General features: G+C 61.9%; 16 protein-coding genes. 7 read left to right on the top strand and 9 right to left on the bottom strand.

What is annotated here, in order from left to right; translation table 11 throughout:
* The first annotated feature begins 71 nt into the window (after nucleotides 1-71).
* The 6 genes from RE428_RS00740 to RE428_RS00715 all read left to right on the top strand — a co-directional run bounded on the left by RE428_RS00740 (nucleotide 72) and on the right by RE428_RS00715 (nucleotide 6,845).
* Nucleotides 72-362 carry a DUF2218 domain-containing protein gene (locus RE428_RS00740; protein WP_004579465.1) on the top strand — a complete coding sequence of 97 codons (291 nt, stop codon included), beginning with the start codon at nucleotides 72-74 and terminating at the stop codon, nucleotides 360-362.
* Nucleotides 359-1,309 (top strand): ABC transporter substrate-binding protein, encoded by a 951-nt coding sequence (locus tag RE428_RS00735; RefSeq protein ID WP_004579466.1) that lies wholly within the window; start codon nucleotides 359-361, stop codon nucleotides 1,307-1,309. Before RE428_RS00740 ends, RE428_RS00735 begins: the two co-directional genes overlap by 4 nt.
* A gap of 4 nt (nucleotides 1,310-1,313) precedes the next feature.
* Nucleotides 1,314-2,345: a FecCD family ABC transporter permease gene (locus tag RE428_RS00730; RefSeq protein WP_004579467.1), complete on the top strand. Its 1,032-nt coding sequence runs from the start codon at nucleotides 1,314-1,316 to the stop codon at nucleotides 2,343-2,345.
* Nucleotides 2,346-2,364: 19 nt separating this feature from the next.
* Complete coding sequence (locus tag RE428_RS00725) at nucleotides 2,365-3,456, top strand: FecCD family ABC transporter permease (protein ID WP_004579468.1); 1,092 nt, start codon at nucleotides 2,365-2,367, stop codon at nucleotides 3,454-3,456.
* Nucleotides 3,453-4,295 carry an ABC transporter ATP-binding protein gene (locus RE428_RS00720; RefSeq protein WP_004579469.1) on the top strand — a complete coding sequence of 281 codons (843 nt, stop codon included), beginning with the start codon at nucleotides 3,453-3,455 and terminating at the stop codon, nucleotides 4,293-4,295. Before RE428_RS00725 ends, RE428_RS00720 begins: the two co-directional genes overlap by 4 nt.
* A gap of 114 nt (nucleotides 4,296-4,409) precedes the next feature.
* Nucleotides 4,410-6,845: a M48 family metallopeptidase gene (locus tag RE428_RS00715; protein WP_004579470.1), complete on the top strand. Its 2,436-nt coding sequence runs from the start codon at nucleotides 4,410-4,412 to the stop codon at nucleotides 6,843-6,845.
* 527 nt (nucleotides 6,846-7,372) lie between these two features.
* On the opposite strand, the gene RE428_RS00710 is transcribed toward RE428_RS00715, so the two are convergent.
* From RE428_RS00710 to RE428_RS00695, 4 genes are all read right to left on the bottom strand, one after another.
* Nucleotides 7,373-8,245 (bottom strand): ABC transporter substrate-binding protein, encoded by an 873-nt coding sequence (locus tag RE428_RS00710; RefSeq protein ID WP_004579471.1) that lies wholly within the window; start codon nucleotides 8,243-8,245, stop codon nucleotides 7,373-7,375.
* 124 nt (nucleotides 8,246-8,369) lie between these two features.
* On the bottom strand, nucleotides 8,370-8,909 hold the full coding sequence (locus RE428_RS00705; RefSeq protein WP_004579472.1) for a DUF2058 domain-containing protein: 540 nt from the start codon (nucleotides 8,907-8,909) through the stop codon (nucleotides 8,370-8,372).
* A gap of 81 nt (nucleotides 8,910-8,990) precedes the next feature.
* Nucleotides 8,991-9,386 (bottom strand): VOC family protein, encoded by a 396-nt coding sequence (locus tag RE428_RS00700; RefSeq protein WP_004579473.1) that lies wholly within the window; start codon nucleotides 9,384-9,386, stop codon nucleotides 8,991-8,993.
* A gap of 56 nt (nucleotides 9,387-9,442) precedes the next feature.
* A complete protein-coding gene (locus RE428_RS00695; protein ID WP_004579474.1) occupies nucleotides 9,443-9,814 on the bottom strand; it encodes a thiol-disulfide oxidoreductase DCC family protein in 372 nt (123 codons plus the stop codon).
* 159 nt (nucleotides 9,815-9,973) lie between these two features.
* On the opposite strand from RE428_RS00695, the gene RE428_RS00690 reads away from it, so the two are divergent.
* Nucleotides 9,974-10,825: an eIF2B alpha/beta/delta subunit family protein gene (locus RE428_RS00690; protein ID WP_004579475.1), complete on the top strand. Its 852-nt coding sequence runs from the start codon at nucleotides 9,974-9,976 to the stop codon at nucleotides 10,823-10,825.
* A 228-nt stretch (nucleotides 10,826-11,053) separates the two neighbouring features.
* On the opposite strand, the gene RE428_RS00685 is transcribed toward RE428_RS00690, so the two are convergent.
* The 5 genes from RE428_RS00685 to RE428_RS00665 form a co-directional block, all read right to left on the bottom strand.
* Nucleotides 11,054-11,734: a DUF4336 domain-containing protein gene (locus RE428_RS00685; RefSeq protein WP_004579476.1), complete on the bottom strand. Its 681-nt coding sequence runs from the start codon at nucleotides 11,732-11,734 to the stop codon at nucleotides 11,054-11,056.
* A gap of 61 nt (nucleotides 11,735-11,795) precedes the next feature.
* Nucleotides 11,796-12,179, bottom strand: a complete 384-nt coding sequence (locus RE428_RS00680; RefSeq protein ID WP_004579477.1) for a SpoIIAA family protein — start codon at nucleotides 12,177-12,179, stop codon at nucleotides 11,796-11,798.
* Between the two features lie 145 nt (nucleotides 12,180-12,324).
* A complete protein-coding gene (locus RE428_RS00675; RefSeq protein WP_004579478.1) occupies nucleotides 12,325-12,732 on the bottom strand; it encodes a GFA family protein in 408 nt (135 codons plus the stop codon).
* Nucleotides 12,733-12,752: 20 nt separating this feature from the next.
* On the bottom strand, nucleotides 12,753-13,268 hold the full coding sequence (locus RE428_RS00670) for a hypothetical protein (protein ID WP_004579479.1): 516 nt from the start codon (nucleotides 13,266-13,268) through the stop codon (nucleotides 12,753-12,755).
* A 101-nt stretch (nucleotides 13,269-13,369) separates the two neighbouring features.
* Nucleotides 13,370-13,798 carry an MAPEG family protein gene (locus RE428_RS00665; protein WP_004579480.1) on the bottom strand — a complete coding sequence of 143 codons (429 nt, stop codon included), beginning with the start codon at nucleotides 13,796-13,798 and terminating at the stop codon, nucleotides 13,370-13,372.
* Nucleotides 13,799-13,986 lie beyond the last annotated feature (188 nt).

Raw genomic sequence — 13,986 nt, 5'->3', positions numbered from 1 at the left:
AGGGTCTCCCCGATCACCCCGTATACTCCGGCTTTGGCTGGAGTATACGAGTACTGGAGAACCGGATAACCATGCTTAAAGCCATTGCCAACGTCGAGACGGCGTCGCCCTCGATCAACATGAAGAAGCTGTTGCGACACTTCAGCCACAAGATCGAAGTGCAGTTCGACGACCATATCGGCTCCGCTTCGTTTCCCTTCGGCGACGCTTATCTGGAAGCCGGCGAATCCGTGCTGGCGATCCACGTCAAAGCGGACGACGAGGAATCCATGACCCGATTACAGGCCGTGATCGCCGATCATCTCGTCCGTTTCGCCAGTAAGGAAACACTGACCATCCAATGGGAGTCCGTAACACCATGATGAATCCCCGCCTGGCCCACCGGGGCCTAGCCTTTATCCTGTCCGCCGCCCTGTCCGTCGTTGCCGCGGACGCGCTGGCCGAAGTACGCACCCTGGAAACCGCCCACGGTCCGGTAACCCTCGACGGCGATGTGGAACGCGTCGTTACCCTGTACGAAGGTGCGCTGGACAGTGCCTATGCAGTCGGCGTCAAGCCGCTGGGTGCCATCGTCACCCGCGGCGGTACCGATGTAGCGAACTACATGCAGAGCCGCGTCGAGCACATCGAGATCGTCGGTACGCCGGGCGAAACCAACCTGGAAGCCGTCGTTGCCCTGCAGCCGGATGTGATCCTCGCGTCGCCTTACCTCAGCGAGGAGCAATTCAACCTGCTATCCCAGGTCGCACCGACCCTGGCACCGGAAGTCCCCCGCTTCGAGCCGGACAACTGGCGCAAGGAAGCCCGTTTCTTCGCTGCGGCACTGGGTAAGCAGGATGAAATGGAGCACGTCCTGGCTGACATCGAAGCGCGTACGACCGAGGTTGCCAAGCGGGTGAGTGAAAAGGTTCCATCCAATCAGCGCCAGGCCATCCTTGCCCGCTGGATGCCCCAGGGACCAATGATCATGGCCACCGGCCTGTTCTCCACCGGCATACTGACGGCCGCCGGCTTCGAGGTTCAGGACGCGGATGTTGTGAAACAGGGACGCCCGCATAGCTCACCGCTGAGCCAGGAAAACCTGAACCTGATGGATAGCGACTGGCTGTTTATGGCCACGCTCAACCCGGAAGGCCGCGATGCCTTGTCCGCAGCCGAAAGCTCACCGGCTTATCAGCGGCTCGACGTGGTTGAACGGGGGCATGTGATTCCGGTCGATGGCCAGTTGTGGACCAGCGCCTCCGGCCCAATAGCTGCCCAGGCGGTGCTCGACGATATCGAGAAGACGATTGAGACTGCCACCGATTAGAACCATGATTTCAACGGTCCTTGAACGCTGGCGCCGAGCCTCAGCGCGGCGCTCCCTGATCCCGTCACTGCTGGTGACGGGATTTCTGCTATCCGGGGTTTGTATCCTGAGCCTGCTTTTCGGGGCGGGAACGGTGCCGGTGGCCGACGCCTTCGCAGTACTCGGCGGGCAGGGCAGCGACGAGGCCCGTTTTATCGTCACCGAACTCAGGCTGCCGCGCACGCTGATCGGCCTCGCCGTGGGCGTGGCGCTGGGCGTTGCTGGAGCTTTGCTGCAGGCGGTGGCTCGCAATCCGTTGGCCGAGCCCGGCTTGCTCGGCGTCAGTGCCGGCAGTGCCTTTGCGGTTGCGGTCGCGATCCTGCTGGGGGCCAGTGCGGCCACCCTGACCGTCGCCGTTGCACAGCTTGGCGCCCTGGCCGGCTGCATGTTCGTATTGGCTGCCGCACGACTCCAGGGTGTGGGCAACGACCCAATCCGTCTGGTCCTGGCCGGCGCCGCCCTGTCCAGCCTGCTGATGGCGCTGACGTCGCTACTCCTGCTGTTCGATGAACGGGCCGCTGACGAAATTCGCTTCTGGGTCACTGGCTCTGTGTCGGGGCGAGACCTGTCGAACCTGATCTCGGTCCTGCCGTCCCTGGCTGTTGCCGGTATGATCACCGCGTTAATCGCGCGACCACTGGCTTCGCTGGCGCTGGGCGAGCGTGTGGCGGTCGGTTTGGGCCATCATCCCGGACGACTGCGGCTTTTGGTGGTCATTGCCGTCGCCCTGTTGGTGGGAAGCGCCACCGCCATTGCCGGGCCGCTGGTCTTCGTGGGCCTGGTGGTCCCCTTCGTAGCACGGGCCCTGGTGGGAGCGGATATCCGTCGGACCCTCTGGCTGTGTCTACCCATCGGCCCGATCGTGGTGATCGGCTCGGACATCCTGTCGCGCCTGGTTGCCGCTCCAACGGAGCTACCGCTTGGCGTATTGACGGCGTTGATCGGTGCCCCGGTGCTGCTGGCGATCGTCCGCGCCCGCCGTATGCCGACGCTTTAGACGAAGTGGCGACTGAATAATGGATCTATCTCAACCCAAGCACTTTAACCAGGCCGCCATCGTAGCGCCCGCCGGTTACCTGAGGATTCCGCTTTCCTCGTCGGCCCGGGGCTGGAACCTGCTACTGGAAAAGCGCAGCCTTGTCGTCAACAGCCTGCTGCTGCTGTTACTGATGGCCGTCGCGGTGGTCTCCCTGTCGCTGGGCACCGTCAAGCTGGGCCCCGCCGAAGTCGTCGCCGCCCTTTTGGGGGAAGGCTCGCAGATCCACCAGTTCGTGATCCGGGAACTGCGACTGCAACGGGTACTGGCAGGTATCGCGACGGGCGGCGCCTTTGCCCTCTCCGGCTGCCTGATGCAGACCCTGGCCCGTAACCGTCTGGCGACGCCGGGTATCATCGGCATCGACAATGCAGCGACCGCTTTCGCCGTAGCTTCGGTCGTCGGCACGGGTCTTGCGCTCGCCCCCTCGGCCATGGCCCTCGCCGGCGCCGCTACGGCAACGGCACTGGCCTTTGGTCTGGCGGGCGGCAGCGGCACCCAGGGTTACCGCTTCATTATCGCCGGGCTGGGTATCGGCGCCATCGCCGGCGCGGTGACCCAGGTGATGCTCAGTCGAGTCGCCATCGATGCCGCCAACGCCGCCTACCCCTGGACCGTGGGCAGTTTGAATGCTCGCAACCCGGTCGCAACCGCGATACTCGGCGCGGGTCTGGCGATCGGAATGGTTCTGGCCCTAATTCTAGGCCGGCGTTTGCGTATCCTGCTGTTCGCTGATCCGGTCGTGGTTGGTCTGGGCATCAACCTGCAGCGCGTGCGTTTCCTGGGCCTGTGCCTATCGGTGCTGCTCACCGGTCTGGCCGTGGCCGTGGCCGGTCCGGTGGGGCTGGTGGCGCTGCTGGGACCGGAAATCGCCCGCGCTTTGTCTCGCTATCAAGGGGTGCCACTGCTGGCGTCTGCCCTGGCAGGCGCCATCATCATGGTGCTTGCCGATCTCACGGGGCGACTGATGCTGGCCCCCCTGGAAATCCCGGTAGGCATCGTCACCGCCGTGATTGGCAGCCCCTACCTGCTGTGGATCCTGCTCCGTCGTTCCCCGAAGAGTCACCTATGAAACAGACGTCTCCTGTGAAACCCGATGAATCGACCGCTCATGAACAGAGCAAACTTGAGACCCGGGACCTGGTCCTGGCCCATGACACCTTCAAGGTGATTGACGGCCTCTGCCTGAACCTGGCCCCCGGGCAGGTCACAGCCATCGTCGGACCCAACGGCTGCGGCAAGTCGACATTGCTCAATGGTTTGGCTCGAGTGCATGCGCCGTCGGGCGGGGCCGTTCTGCTCGACGGCAAGGACATCCACCGGTTGCCTTCGCGGGACGTTGCCCGGCAGATTGCGCTGCTGCCCCAGGACAATGCGGCTCCGGACGGACTCACCGTCTCCGACCTGATCCGTTTTGGCCGCCACCCCCACCAGGGCCTGCTGCGCCAGTGGTCCGCCGAAGACCAGCGCGCCCTGGAAAGGGCCCTGGCGGCAGCCGACCTGCACGACCTGCGAGACCGTGCGCTGGATACCCTGTCCGGCGGGCAGCGCCAACGGGCCTGGATCGCCATGGCCATCGCCCAGGCCACACCGCTCTTGCTGCTCGACGAACCCACCTCCGCGCTGGACCTGGGTCATCAGATCGAAGTCTTTGAACTGATCCGCGAGCTCGTCAACACGGGCAAGACGGTCGTGATGGTGGTCCACGACCTCGTGAGTGCCTGCCGCTACGCCGATCAGCTGGTTGCCATGCAGGGCGGCCGGGTCATTGCCTGCGGCACGCCGGAGAAGGTAATGACAGAAGACCTCGTCCGCACACTCTACGGAGTCGACTGCCAGATAATACAGGATCCCGTTAGCGGCAGTCCTTTGCTGGTAAATGTGCGCCGTACCGCAAAAGCTGACGCATGAACTGACGGGAATTTGTCGCCCATCTGGACCTTAGGCTGTCAGCTTTCTATACTCGATCAAATTATAACCATCGAGTCGAGGGCGATGCAGATGCCCTCCCTAGGGAGTAGTACGGTGAAGGGAACCACCACCGAGACCTATCGAGTCGTCTCCGCCGGCAAGCCCTTGGCGGGACAGTCGCCTGAAACCGTCAGGATCGCACTGGCGGAGCGTTTCAAACTCAGCGAGGCCAAACTCCAGCGCGTCCTCAGCAAGCCGACACTGCTCAAGCAGGGGCTGGATCAGACGCTGGCCCAGAAATACCTCAAGGCGCTGCGGGCCGCCGGACTCGACGCCCGGCTGCTGAAAGACAAGCCGGCAGGTAGCCCTGCGCCCGACACGTCCCCCACCTCCATCAAACCGGATCAGGCCCTTTCCCTGAGGGAGCTGGAAGCGCTGTTCGACCAGCCGATTCCCCGACTCCCGGTCAGTCTGGCTTACAAGGCAGGACTCGCCGGGGTGGCGCTCCTGAGCCTGTTGGCGCCATTGATCTATTTTGGTCTGGTGGCGTTGATCGCCACTGGCCTGATCAGCTACCTGGTGGCCATGCCGGGGCTGCTTGAACGGACCAATGGGTTGATAGCCACCGTCGTCATCATAACCTTCGTGCCGTTTGTTTGCGGCACCTTCCTGCTGTTCCTGGCGCGGCCCTTGTTCATCCGCTTTCCCCAATCCCGGGCGCTGGCCCTGGACCCGCGCAAGTACCGTCGCTTCTATGACCTGGTGGAAGTACTCTGCGACCGGATGGGCCTGCCCGCCATCAAGGAAATCCGCATCGACAATGCCGTCAACGCGTCGATGGGCCCAAGCAAGGGTTTCGCCAGCCTGCTACGCCGTGAACTGACCCTGACCGTCGGTATGCCGCTGGTCGCCGGCTTCAGCAGTAGGCAACTGGTTGGCGTTATCAGTCACGAACTGGGCCACTTTGCCCAGCCGACGGCCATGATCACCAACTATGTCGTCAACAATGTGAATTTCTGGATGGCCAACCGGGCCTTCGAGGACGACCCCTGGGATGCACGCCTCGCCGCGTGGCACCAGAAATCCCCGTTTATCTTTATCAATGTCATGCTGTGGCTGACCCAGGCGATGATCTGGCTCACCCGCAGGCTGTTCAAGGGGCTGTTCCATTTCAATATGCGTGTCACCCGCCATATGTCCCGACAAATGGAGTACGACGCCGACCGCTATGAATGCTGGGTGGCCGGCAGCGACCTGTTCGCCGAGACCGCCCGACGCCTACATACCCTGGGCTATGCCGCCAGTCAGGTACATAAGCGCAATGTTCGCGCCTGGGAGGACGGCAAGCTGATGGAAAACCTGCCGGACGGCATCACCCGCTGGGCCGACGACCTTGGCGACGATGAGCTGAGGGCAGTGCTACAGCAAATGGACGAACGGCAAACAGCACTGTGGGACACCCACCCGGCGGACAACGACCGTATCGATCACGCGGAAGCGGCGGGCTTCGCCGGTGTCTACCGACTCGACCTGCCGGCCCGCGCACTCCTGCCCCGCTTCGACGACCTGTGCCGAATCGCGACGATTCGCGACTACATCGACCACGGCATTTCCGAACCGGAGCAGTACCTCACCGCCAATGCCGAAGTGCTGGCCATCAGTCAGTCCCGCGAAACCGAGGACCAGTCGCTGGAAAGCTACTACAACGGCACGCTGACGTTGCGTTTCCTCAAGCTAGGCGCAGTGGAAGCTGGTGATCACCAGTTACAGGACGTGGTGGACCAGATCCGTCGCCAGATTCCGCGCTACCATGAACTCAACGACCAGTATTTCAACCTGTTGGGTCGTCACAATGCCCAGGTTTATGGCTGCAACTTCCTGGAAACCGGCATCACCATCGCTCACAAACAGTTCCATCTTCCCGGCCAGGACGTGCGCGCCGCGAAGGACGCCATTGCCGCGACCAGCCGCCAGATCGAGCACACGCGCAAGCAACTGGGCGAGATCGAGACCCTGTTTGGCCTACGCATGAAGCTGTCGATCATGGCCATGCCGGCGGACGAGCAGCAACGCGCCAAGGCCCTGTTCACCAGTCTTCGCCAGTTCTACCGTTTGCTCGATCCGCTACGCACCGCCAGCAGTTTCGGTAGCGCGTTGGAAGGCATCCTCAGCGAGGAAGACGAGGAGGCCCTTCAGGTCCAGGCCAATGCACTCGCAAGGGCAGCCGGACGTTGCAAGGAAGGCCTTATGCAGGTGGTTCAGGTGACGGGCAATGTACCGCTGGTCATCAACGAAAAGGCTGGCACGCTTCTGGAGCTCGCCGCCCATAACGGCGTAACCGGCTGCGGCAGCGGCGAACATCTGGCCGAGATGGAACTGGCGCCGGTTACTATACTGCAGACCCTTGACCAGCTGCGGCGGGTGATCGACTTTGCCTACTATCGAACGGTCGCGGAATTGACCTTGCTGTGTGAGGTTCAGGAGAAGCGCCTGAATATCCGGCCGTTGCGGTTGGCCAAGGTGGACGCGGGTGAGGCTACGGCGGCATGAGGTTTGGGGTTAGCAATCCCGCCCTGAGGCAAACAGGGGCGCCTAGTGGCGCCTCAGAAGCTGAAGCATCTGCTACATACTCGAGTTAACGTGAAAATGTAGCCGACGCTTCAGAGGGTGTTGTAACAGCTTGCGGCTTTAAGCCTCTCTCCCCTGGCGGGGTGTAGGCGGAAGTAGCGGAGCAGCGCTTCGCCCGCCGGAACGCCCAGAGCCTCTGGCGAGGGGCCGGGGCGCGGAGCGGAGGTTTGGAGAGAGGGGGACGAGGCGAAAGCCTCGCTCGAAGTCGGCTCTGGCAACGATGAGCGCCTGAAGGCGCTACCCCCTCTCCCCGGCCCTCTCCCGCGAGGGGAGAGGGAGTTTATTCCGGTACTTTTGAGATACGGCTACTTTTGCAACACCCTCTTCAGCTTCGGAGCAGCCTGCAAGGCTGCCTTCTTTGTCAGCGACCCACGACACTCAACCGGGACACAAAAAAGCCCCGAGACAACTGGGGTCACCCCGGGGCCACTCAAGAAGGAAAGTAAAAATCAGAGGGCCTGCGTCACCTCGTCCACCTGCAGGCGAACGCTCTGCAGACCACCGCCGGACAGGTACCAGAGGCCCGGCGACAGCACGGTGACCTTGTCGCCGTCCATTCCGTGTTCGGCGAGGCTGGACTTCAGGGCGGCCAGGTCGATTTCACCGGCGCCAATGGCCGCACTTCGATCGACAACCAGCAGTTCATCGGGATCCATTTGGGCGATCACTTCCGGCGTCAGCGGCGTGAAGACTCGGGTGCCACGGGTGAAGGATTCGACGCCTTCAGGCAGCACCGGCTTCGGCAGCGCCAGCAGTTCATAGACCACCGGCTCCAGACGAAGACCAAACTTGCCATCGTTATGGGTCACCACCAGCACGTCCGGTTCGCCATCGATACCCGAGCGCTGCTCGGCGATGTAGTCCTTCAAATCATCCAGCGCCTCATGAGCCTGCTCACCCGCATGGAACGGGGCCGCCAGGCCCAGCACCTTGGCCTCCAGCGCGGTGAAGTAGGCGCCTTCCACCATGCCGACGTTGACCGTCGGGGCGATTTTCTCCAGTTCGGCGATCTGGTCGCCTTGTCGGCCAGTTACCAGGATCAGCGTCGGCTTGGCCTCCCGTACGCCTTTAAGATCCGGCGTCTTCAGGTTGCCGGCGTCGGCGAAGGCATCGCTGGCGTAATCGGACAGGTACTCCGGCAGGCCACGCTTGGGTACGGCAACCACGTGGTCGCCCAGCCCCATTGCGTCCAGCGTATCCAGGCCTCCATGGTCAAAGCTGACCACACGCGGTTCGGCGTTATCAGCCACGGCATCGGCGGCGATGCCCAGACTACTGCCCACGGCCAGGACCGCTGCGGCGACCATTCCCTCCAACTTCATACTGCACTCCCGTTTTGTGTTTTTCGAGTAGATGAAAATAATTCTCGATAAGATACAGAAAAGCCCCGGACATCGGGGCTTTCAGGAACGGGACACGGCGTTGCAGAAATTGGAACGTCGATGCTCACCACATCAGGTCGTCGGGGATCTGGTAATCCTTGTAGGGGTCGTCCTCGTCGGGCTGGTCGGCTTTCGGATCGTGCTGGATGATGGGAATCTCGCTGTCGCGCTCGCGGATCTTCCCCGCAGCCTCCGCCGGGATGATGTGGAAATCCTCGCCCAGGGCGACAATCGCCAGCCGGCCACGGGCCAGCTGGTCGGCCTGCTCGGCACCCACATAGATCTTGTGGACCTTCTTGCCGACGACAAACTGGTAGGCCGTTTCACCCTTGCTGCGACTCACCGCATGATGCTCGACCAACTGGCGGACCTGGGCCTGCTTGGCCTGCCTTGCCTGCTGTTCCTGACGCTGGCGGTTGATTTCGCGGTCACGCGCTACCTTCTCGGCCTTAGCCTGTTCCGCCTGCTTGCGGCGCGCCTCGGCGTCGGCATCTACCGGTTTGTTCTGCTTCCGGGCCTTACGCTTCTCCTGGCGGACCTGACGCACTTTCTTATCATCCGCCAGACCCGCCTGAAGCAACTGGTCCTGCAGGGATTTAGCCATGATCGGACTGCCTCGATACGTTGATGATCGGGGCATTATCGGCAAAGGCCAACAGCCATGGCAACCGCTACTGCCAATTCTCTAGGCCGCCTTGAGATCTCCCTGAGGACTGGCCAAAACCACCACGTAGCCATCAGGATCGCGCAGCCAGACTTCGCGATGCCCGGCTTCCTCGTTCACCAGCGGGCCATCCAGGACAGGCACGGTCATGCCCTCGAGCCGTTTCGTCGCCTCGTCGAAATCGTCGATCTCGAACCACAGCAGTACGCCGTTACCGTAGGGCTTGCGGTCCTGGTCACCGAGATAATCGTGGTCGTGGGCATCCCAGTGGTTAATCTGCAGTACCAGGTTGCCGTCGGCATCGGTGAGCTGGTCATGTTCCTCGCTGCTATGCCCGCTCTTGCAGCCTAATAGTTGCTGGTACCAGGCGCTTGCAGCCTGGACATCGGATACGGCGATCAGGGGTTGGGATTTCATGGCGTTCACTCCTTTCGCGCATTGATTGAGTGAAGCGAGGCATCGCATCGGCATGCCTACAGCCGCCCGCTACAGTGCAGCCGCCGGAGGACCAGGGTGCGATACAGCCGCGACAGGAGCGGCCGCAGTCCCGGCAACCGGATCAGCCAGGCCAGGGGACGCAGTAGCGGTACCCGGGACATCAGCAAACTGTAGGCATCCAGCTCCCGGTGAATATAACCCTGCGCGTCCCTGACGTGGAGCTCTCGCAGGGCCTGCTCCGGATCAACACCCGCGCGACGGAGTTCCTGCTCGCGCCCAGTGATGTCAAGCCACTGCACCCCGTGACCGGAAGTACCCGCCAGTCGCTCGTAACGACGCCGATCCGCACGGCAGCGGGGGCAGGCCCCGTCGTAGAAGACCGTCAGTGGCGAATTGGAGCGGCTCATCCGGCACCTTTCGGCGGCAACAGGTTCAATGACAGTATGAGAGGGATACCGGTTGTGGATCAAATGACGGTTCCTTCAAACACGGGTACACATTCGACCCTTGGGCTCCCGGACGCCAATAACTTATGCTGACGCCAGGTTCGCAACGGGAGAGCTTCCATGGAACGGGAACCCGACTTCATTACTCGCCTGCGGGAGGACCAGACGTCCGGTGCCTCGCAGCTGGCTCTGCAGGCGCTGGACGACGGCGCCCGCTATCTGGAATCTACGGAATACCAGACCTTCGACACGCTCACGGATCTGGCGGAGACCCTGAAGGCAGCCCGGCCCAGCATGGTGCCGTTGCGGAATGCAGTGGAGCGCTGGCAGCAGGCGCTGGACCGCAATGAGTCGGCGGAAGCGCTGCAGCGGCAAGCCATCGAACACTTGCGCGCCCTGCACCGGGCCCTCAACGAGGCCGGGGCCAATACCGCCCAGAACGCCGTATCGCTGATCGAGCCCGGCGCCACCATCATGACCCACAGCCGCAGTTCCACCGTTATGCGACTATTCCAGGAACTGGTCGATCGGGAAATCACCTTCCAGGTCATCGTCACCCTCAGCGGCCCGGGTAACGAAGGCCTGCAGGTCGCTCGGGACCTGGCGGCACTGCGAGTACCCACCACGCTGATCACCGATGCGCAAATAGGACTGTTCATGGCGGAGACGGACATCAATATCAGCGGTTGCGACTGCTGGCTGTCCGATGGTTACTTCATCAATAAGAGCGGAACCTACCTGCAGGCCCTGGCGGCCCGGGACTGGAACAAGCCGTTCTGGGTGCTGGCCGATTCCTTCCGTGATAGCCCCGCGCTCTGGGCGGACATCAGGCTTGAAGAGAAGGATCCCGCGGAACTGGGCTGTACGAACGAGCAGCGGGTCAGGGCGCGGAACATCTACTTCGAGACGGTTGCGGAGCGTCTTATCACCGGTCGGGTCGATGAGCATTCCCGCAGACCTCAGGAACCGTAGTCGCTTAGCGCGCCAGCCCGACTTCTTCCCACTGCGGCGGATTGGGAGTTCGCAAGCTGGCCGGCAGGTTGGAGGCCCCGGTCAGGTAGGCCCCGGGGTGGCCCGTCAAGCGAGCCACCGCCACGCTCTTTCACGAAGTTTCCAGGAAAATCAGCTAACGTCCCAAAACTGACAACAAATTGCGAATTTTTGGGGCCGGTTAATATTTGTACAACCTGAAAATGAGCTCTACTCCAGCCAGTCGAAGGAGTCGTTGAGGAAGTTGTTGTCCTTTTCCTCGACGATCTCGCCGTGAGCCATAACGATCCATTTGGGCGCCCAGGCCTTGATGTGGGTCAGGCTGTCCTGGGCGAGCCGTCGGTTAAAGCTCAGGCGCCAGTCCAGCGGTGTTTTGCCGTGAGGGGCCAGGATGCCGGCCAGCCGGGCGATGGGGCGCTGCCACCAGTTGAAATGACCCTGGGGGAAATTTTCGATCAGGTCGGCGACGATTAGGGTTTCCGAGGGCCGGTGGAAGAAGACTGCCTCCTCCATCAGGCGTGAGCCGGAAAACACGACCTGATCCATCTCCTTCGACCAGGGCCAGTGACGCTGGCCGTCCAGCACCGCATCGAAAGTCAGGTCCTTACGCTTGGCAATGACCTGGGTGGTGCCGTAGAGCTGAGCTTCGGGAAACGCCTGCTGCCAGTCGCCGATAAACAGGTGATGCAGGTGATTGGGCGCCACCAGGTAGCGTACCGGGCCCAGCAGGCTGATCTGCGAATGCACATGTGGCGTCAGGCGGACAGGACTGTAGATCCAGAGCGAACCATCGGCGAGCCGCACACAGGTCATGCGGGTGGTGTACGGAAAGCCATGAAAAGGAACCGTTTCCCCTTCAAGGACCCATATATTCGCTGCCAGCGTCCGCATGGCGTGCGCCTGCGACTCGTGCTCAGGCACATGTTCCCCAGTTGTTCCCACAGTCACCGCCTCAGCCCGCTTCGGCCGTCTCGTGGCCGAGAATCCACTGCCTGGCCCGTTCCTTCTGGTCGAACGGGAAGGTGCGCACCTCGGCCTCGACCAGGTGACTGCCAATGGTCTCGGCCGCATTGACGATTGGGGAATCCGTCACCAACGCCACCCGGCGAACCTTGCGGTGATGTTCGCGGACGAATTTCAGGTGGTGGATAAGCGAGGCGAACGACGCCCAGCCGGGGAACGAACCGACATGGATCATGATGCCCTCAAGCGGACCGATCTCCTGGATATGGGGATCGATCACGCCCACGGCATAGGCGAAGTCTTCTTCGGTAAGCGCGCCTTCGGGCTCAAGGACAGCAATGCCCTCGTCGCGATCAAGCTTTACGTTCAGCATGACTGATCCTCCTTCCGTTGGTCTGCCGAAAGACCTTGCTGTGGACGATGGATATGGATCATTTGAGAGCGCCTACCCGCAGTCTAGTCCCCAAACGCCGCCAAGGGGTAGGGAGAATGAGGCGACACACTTCGAACTTTCCCGGTCAACGGGTCGGTCGTGCGCCTTCGTAGACCGGCAGTTCGTCGCTAATCTTCCACCAGTCCGCCCCGGAGCCGACATAGGCGTGGGCATCCGGTTTGATACCGAGCGAGCCGTCGAGCAGGCCGGCACGGAGGCGGACAACCTCGGGCTTGTCCCGGCGCCGACTGAGGATCGGCGAGCCGCACTGGCTGCAGAAGACCCGCTCCTTGCCCGGCGAGGACTCGAACGTCCGCAACAACGCTTCGCCGGAGAGCATACTAAAGGCGGAAATCGCTACCGGGATGTTGGCGGCAAAGGGCGTGCCCTGAGCCTTGCGGCATTGGCTGCAATGGCAGATCTGGATGGGCTCGAGCGGGCCTTCGACCTGAAAGCTGACGCCACCGCAGAGGCAACTACCGTGATAGGGCATGGCGCTTCTCCTGAATCCGTTTATTGCTCGACCAGGCGGACGACGATGTACGAGTAGCGTTTTTCACCGGACAGCGTACTGAATTCGGTACTGCTGAGGGTAGTCCACTCGTTGGGATCGATCGTGACGCGGGTCTGGATCGAGGTAAAGTTGTCGGGGTCCGCATTCAGGAAAGCAAAACGGAGCACCGGCGGCGCATCCTTTTCCGGGGTCAGGGCATAGCCCACGCCAATCTCTGCCTTGTCGAAAGTACCGGATTCGTCCATATCCAGCCCAATGCGGATCATATCGGCACGATCGAGAAACGTCTGGCTGGGTGCGACGCCCGCAAAGGCGCCCTGTGTGGCCGCCGACGAACTGGACGAGGAGAACGGCGTCTGGGTATCGCCGTAGCGAATATCGAGGATGTAGGCCTTGGCCGCCTTCAGTTCCTCCAGCATGGCATTGTCCGGTAGCGGTGGAGAGGCGTTCACGACAGCCAGGGGATTCATCCAACCGTGAAGGACGATAAGCGCAATGAGTGCGTTCCTGAGCATGGTAGGTTCCTTCCATGAACCGGTTGATATTGTCCCGGGCTCCCTGACCACGGCAAGGCGGCCCGGTCTGTCCTATAGCTTACACCCGATCAGGTGAGACGCTACACCAACGCCGCCGCAACCAGGTGCCAGGCGGCCAGGAACGTCAGCAAGAGCAGGCAGACCAGCCCGACTACGAACAGCTGCGTGCGCAGTGGCACGACGTTCTTGCCGGTATGGACGGCGGCATGCAGATAGCGACTGACCACGAAGACCCAGGCCAGGACCAGCGCCAGCCAACCGACTTTCTGGACGCTGAAAAGCAGCAGGCACAGCACGTAGAACAGCACCGGCAGTTCGAACTGGTTGGCGATATTGTTGGAGACCTTCACCACGTTCGCCGGCCAGGCTCTGTTGTCCAGGGCGGTTTCCCGACGGTTCACCTGCCCGAGCTTCAGCGCCTCGTTCTTGCGCACGCCAAGCAGGACGTACATGGCAATCGTCAGGAGGATCTGGGCCAGCACCGGCCAGAGGATCAGGCTTGGATTCATGCAGCTCTCCCTCAGCGTACCTTTAAACTTTTTACGGGCACTCTAACGCCGGTTCTCCAGGGATTTTCCCTTGCTGGAAACAATCGGCAAATATCCAACATATAACGAACGATCAGGGCTCACCAGACTTCCGTCGTTTACCGAAATATGTTTTTTCTGTAATCCCCCCGGGGTGGATAGAACCAAGC

Source organism: Marinobacter nanhaiticus D15-8W (assembly GCF_036511935.1).
GTDB lineage: Bacteria > Pseudomonadota > Gammaproteobacteria > Pseudomonadales > Oleiphilaceae > Marinobacter_A > Marinobacter_A nanhaiticus.
Note: the sequence above shows the minus strand (reverse complement) of the source record. Positions and strands in the feature narration are given on the sequence as shown.

What these genes read in the sequence shown, in the direction of transcription:
- RE428_RS00725 (WP_004579468.1), top strand. Translation starts at nt 2,365, where the DNA reads ATGGATCTATCTCAACCCAAGCACTTTAACCAGGCCGCCATCGTAGCG.
- RE428_RS00695 (WP_004579474.1), bottom strand. Translation starts at nt 9,814, where the DNA reads ATGAGCCGCTCCAATTCGCCACTGACGGTCTTCTACGACGGGGCCTGC.
- RE428_RS00735 (WP_004579466.1), top strand. Translation starts at nt 359, where the DNA reads ATGATGAATCCCCGCCTGGCCCACCGGGGCCTAGCCTTTATCCTGTCC.
- RE428_RS00665 (WP_004579480.1), bottom strand. Translation starts at nt 13,798, where the DNA reads ATGAATCCAAGCCTGATCCTCTGGCCGGTGCTGGCCCAGATCCTCCTG.
- RE428_RS00690 (WP_004579475.1), top strand. Translation starts at nt 9,974, where the DNA reads ATGGAACGGGAACCCGACTTCATTACTCGCCTGCGGGAGGACCAGACG.
- RE428_RS00675 (WP_004579478.1), bottom strand. Translation starts at nt 12,732, where the DNA reads ATGCCCTATCACGGTAGTTGCCTCTGCGGTGGCGTCAGCTTTCAGGTC.
- RE428_RS00685 (WP_004579476.1), bottom strand. Translation starts at nt 11,734, where the DNA reads ATGCGGACGCTGGCAGCGAATATATGGGTCCTTGAAGGGGAAACGGTT.
- RE428_RS00670 (WP_004579479.1), bottom strand. Translation starts at nt 13,268, where the DNA reads ATGCTCAGGAACGCACTCATTGCGCTTATCGTCCTTCACGGTTGGATG.
- RE428_RS00720 (WP_004579469.1), top strand. Translation starts at nt 3,453, where the DNA reads ATGAAACAGACGTCTCCTGTGAAACCCGATGAATCGACCGCTCATGAA.
- RE428_RS00705 (WP_004579472.1), bottom strand. Translation starts at nt 8,909, where the DNA reads ATGGCTAAATCCCTGCAGGACCAGTTGCTTCAGGCGGGTCTGGCGGAT.
- RE428_RS00730 (WP_004579467.1), top strand. Translation starts at nt 1,314, where the DNA reads ATGATTTCAACGGTCCTTGAACGCTGGCGCCGAGCCTCAGCGCGGCGC.
- RE428_RS00710 (WP_004579471.1), bottom strand. Translation starts at nt 8,245, where the DNA reads ATGAAGTTGGAGGGAATGGTCGCCGCAGCGGTCCTGGCCGTGGGCAGT.
- RE428_RS00700 (WP_004579473.1), bottom strand. Translation starts at nt 9,386, where the DNA reads ATGAAATCCCAACCCCTGATCGCCGTATCCGATGTCCAGGCTGCAAGC.
- RE428_RS00680 (WP_004579477.1), bottom strand. Translation starts at nt 12,179, where the DNA reads ATGCTGAACGTAAAGCTTGATCGCGACGAGGGCATTGCTGTCCTTGAG.
- RE428_RS00740 (WP_004579465.1), top strand. Translation starts at nt 72, where the DNA reads ATGCTTAAAGCCATTGCCAACGTCGAGACGGCGTCGCCCTCGATCAAC.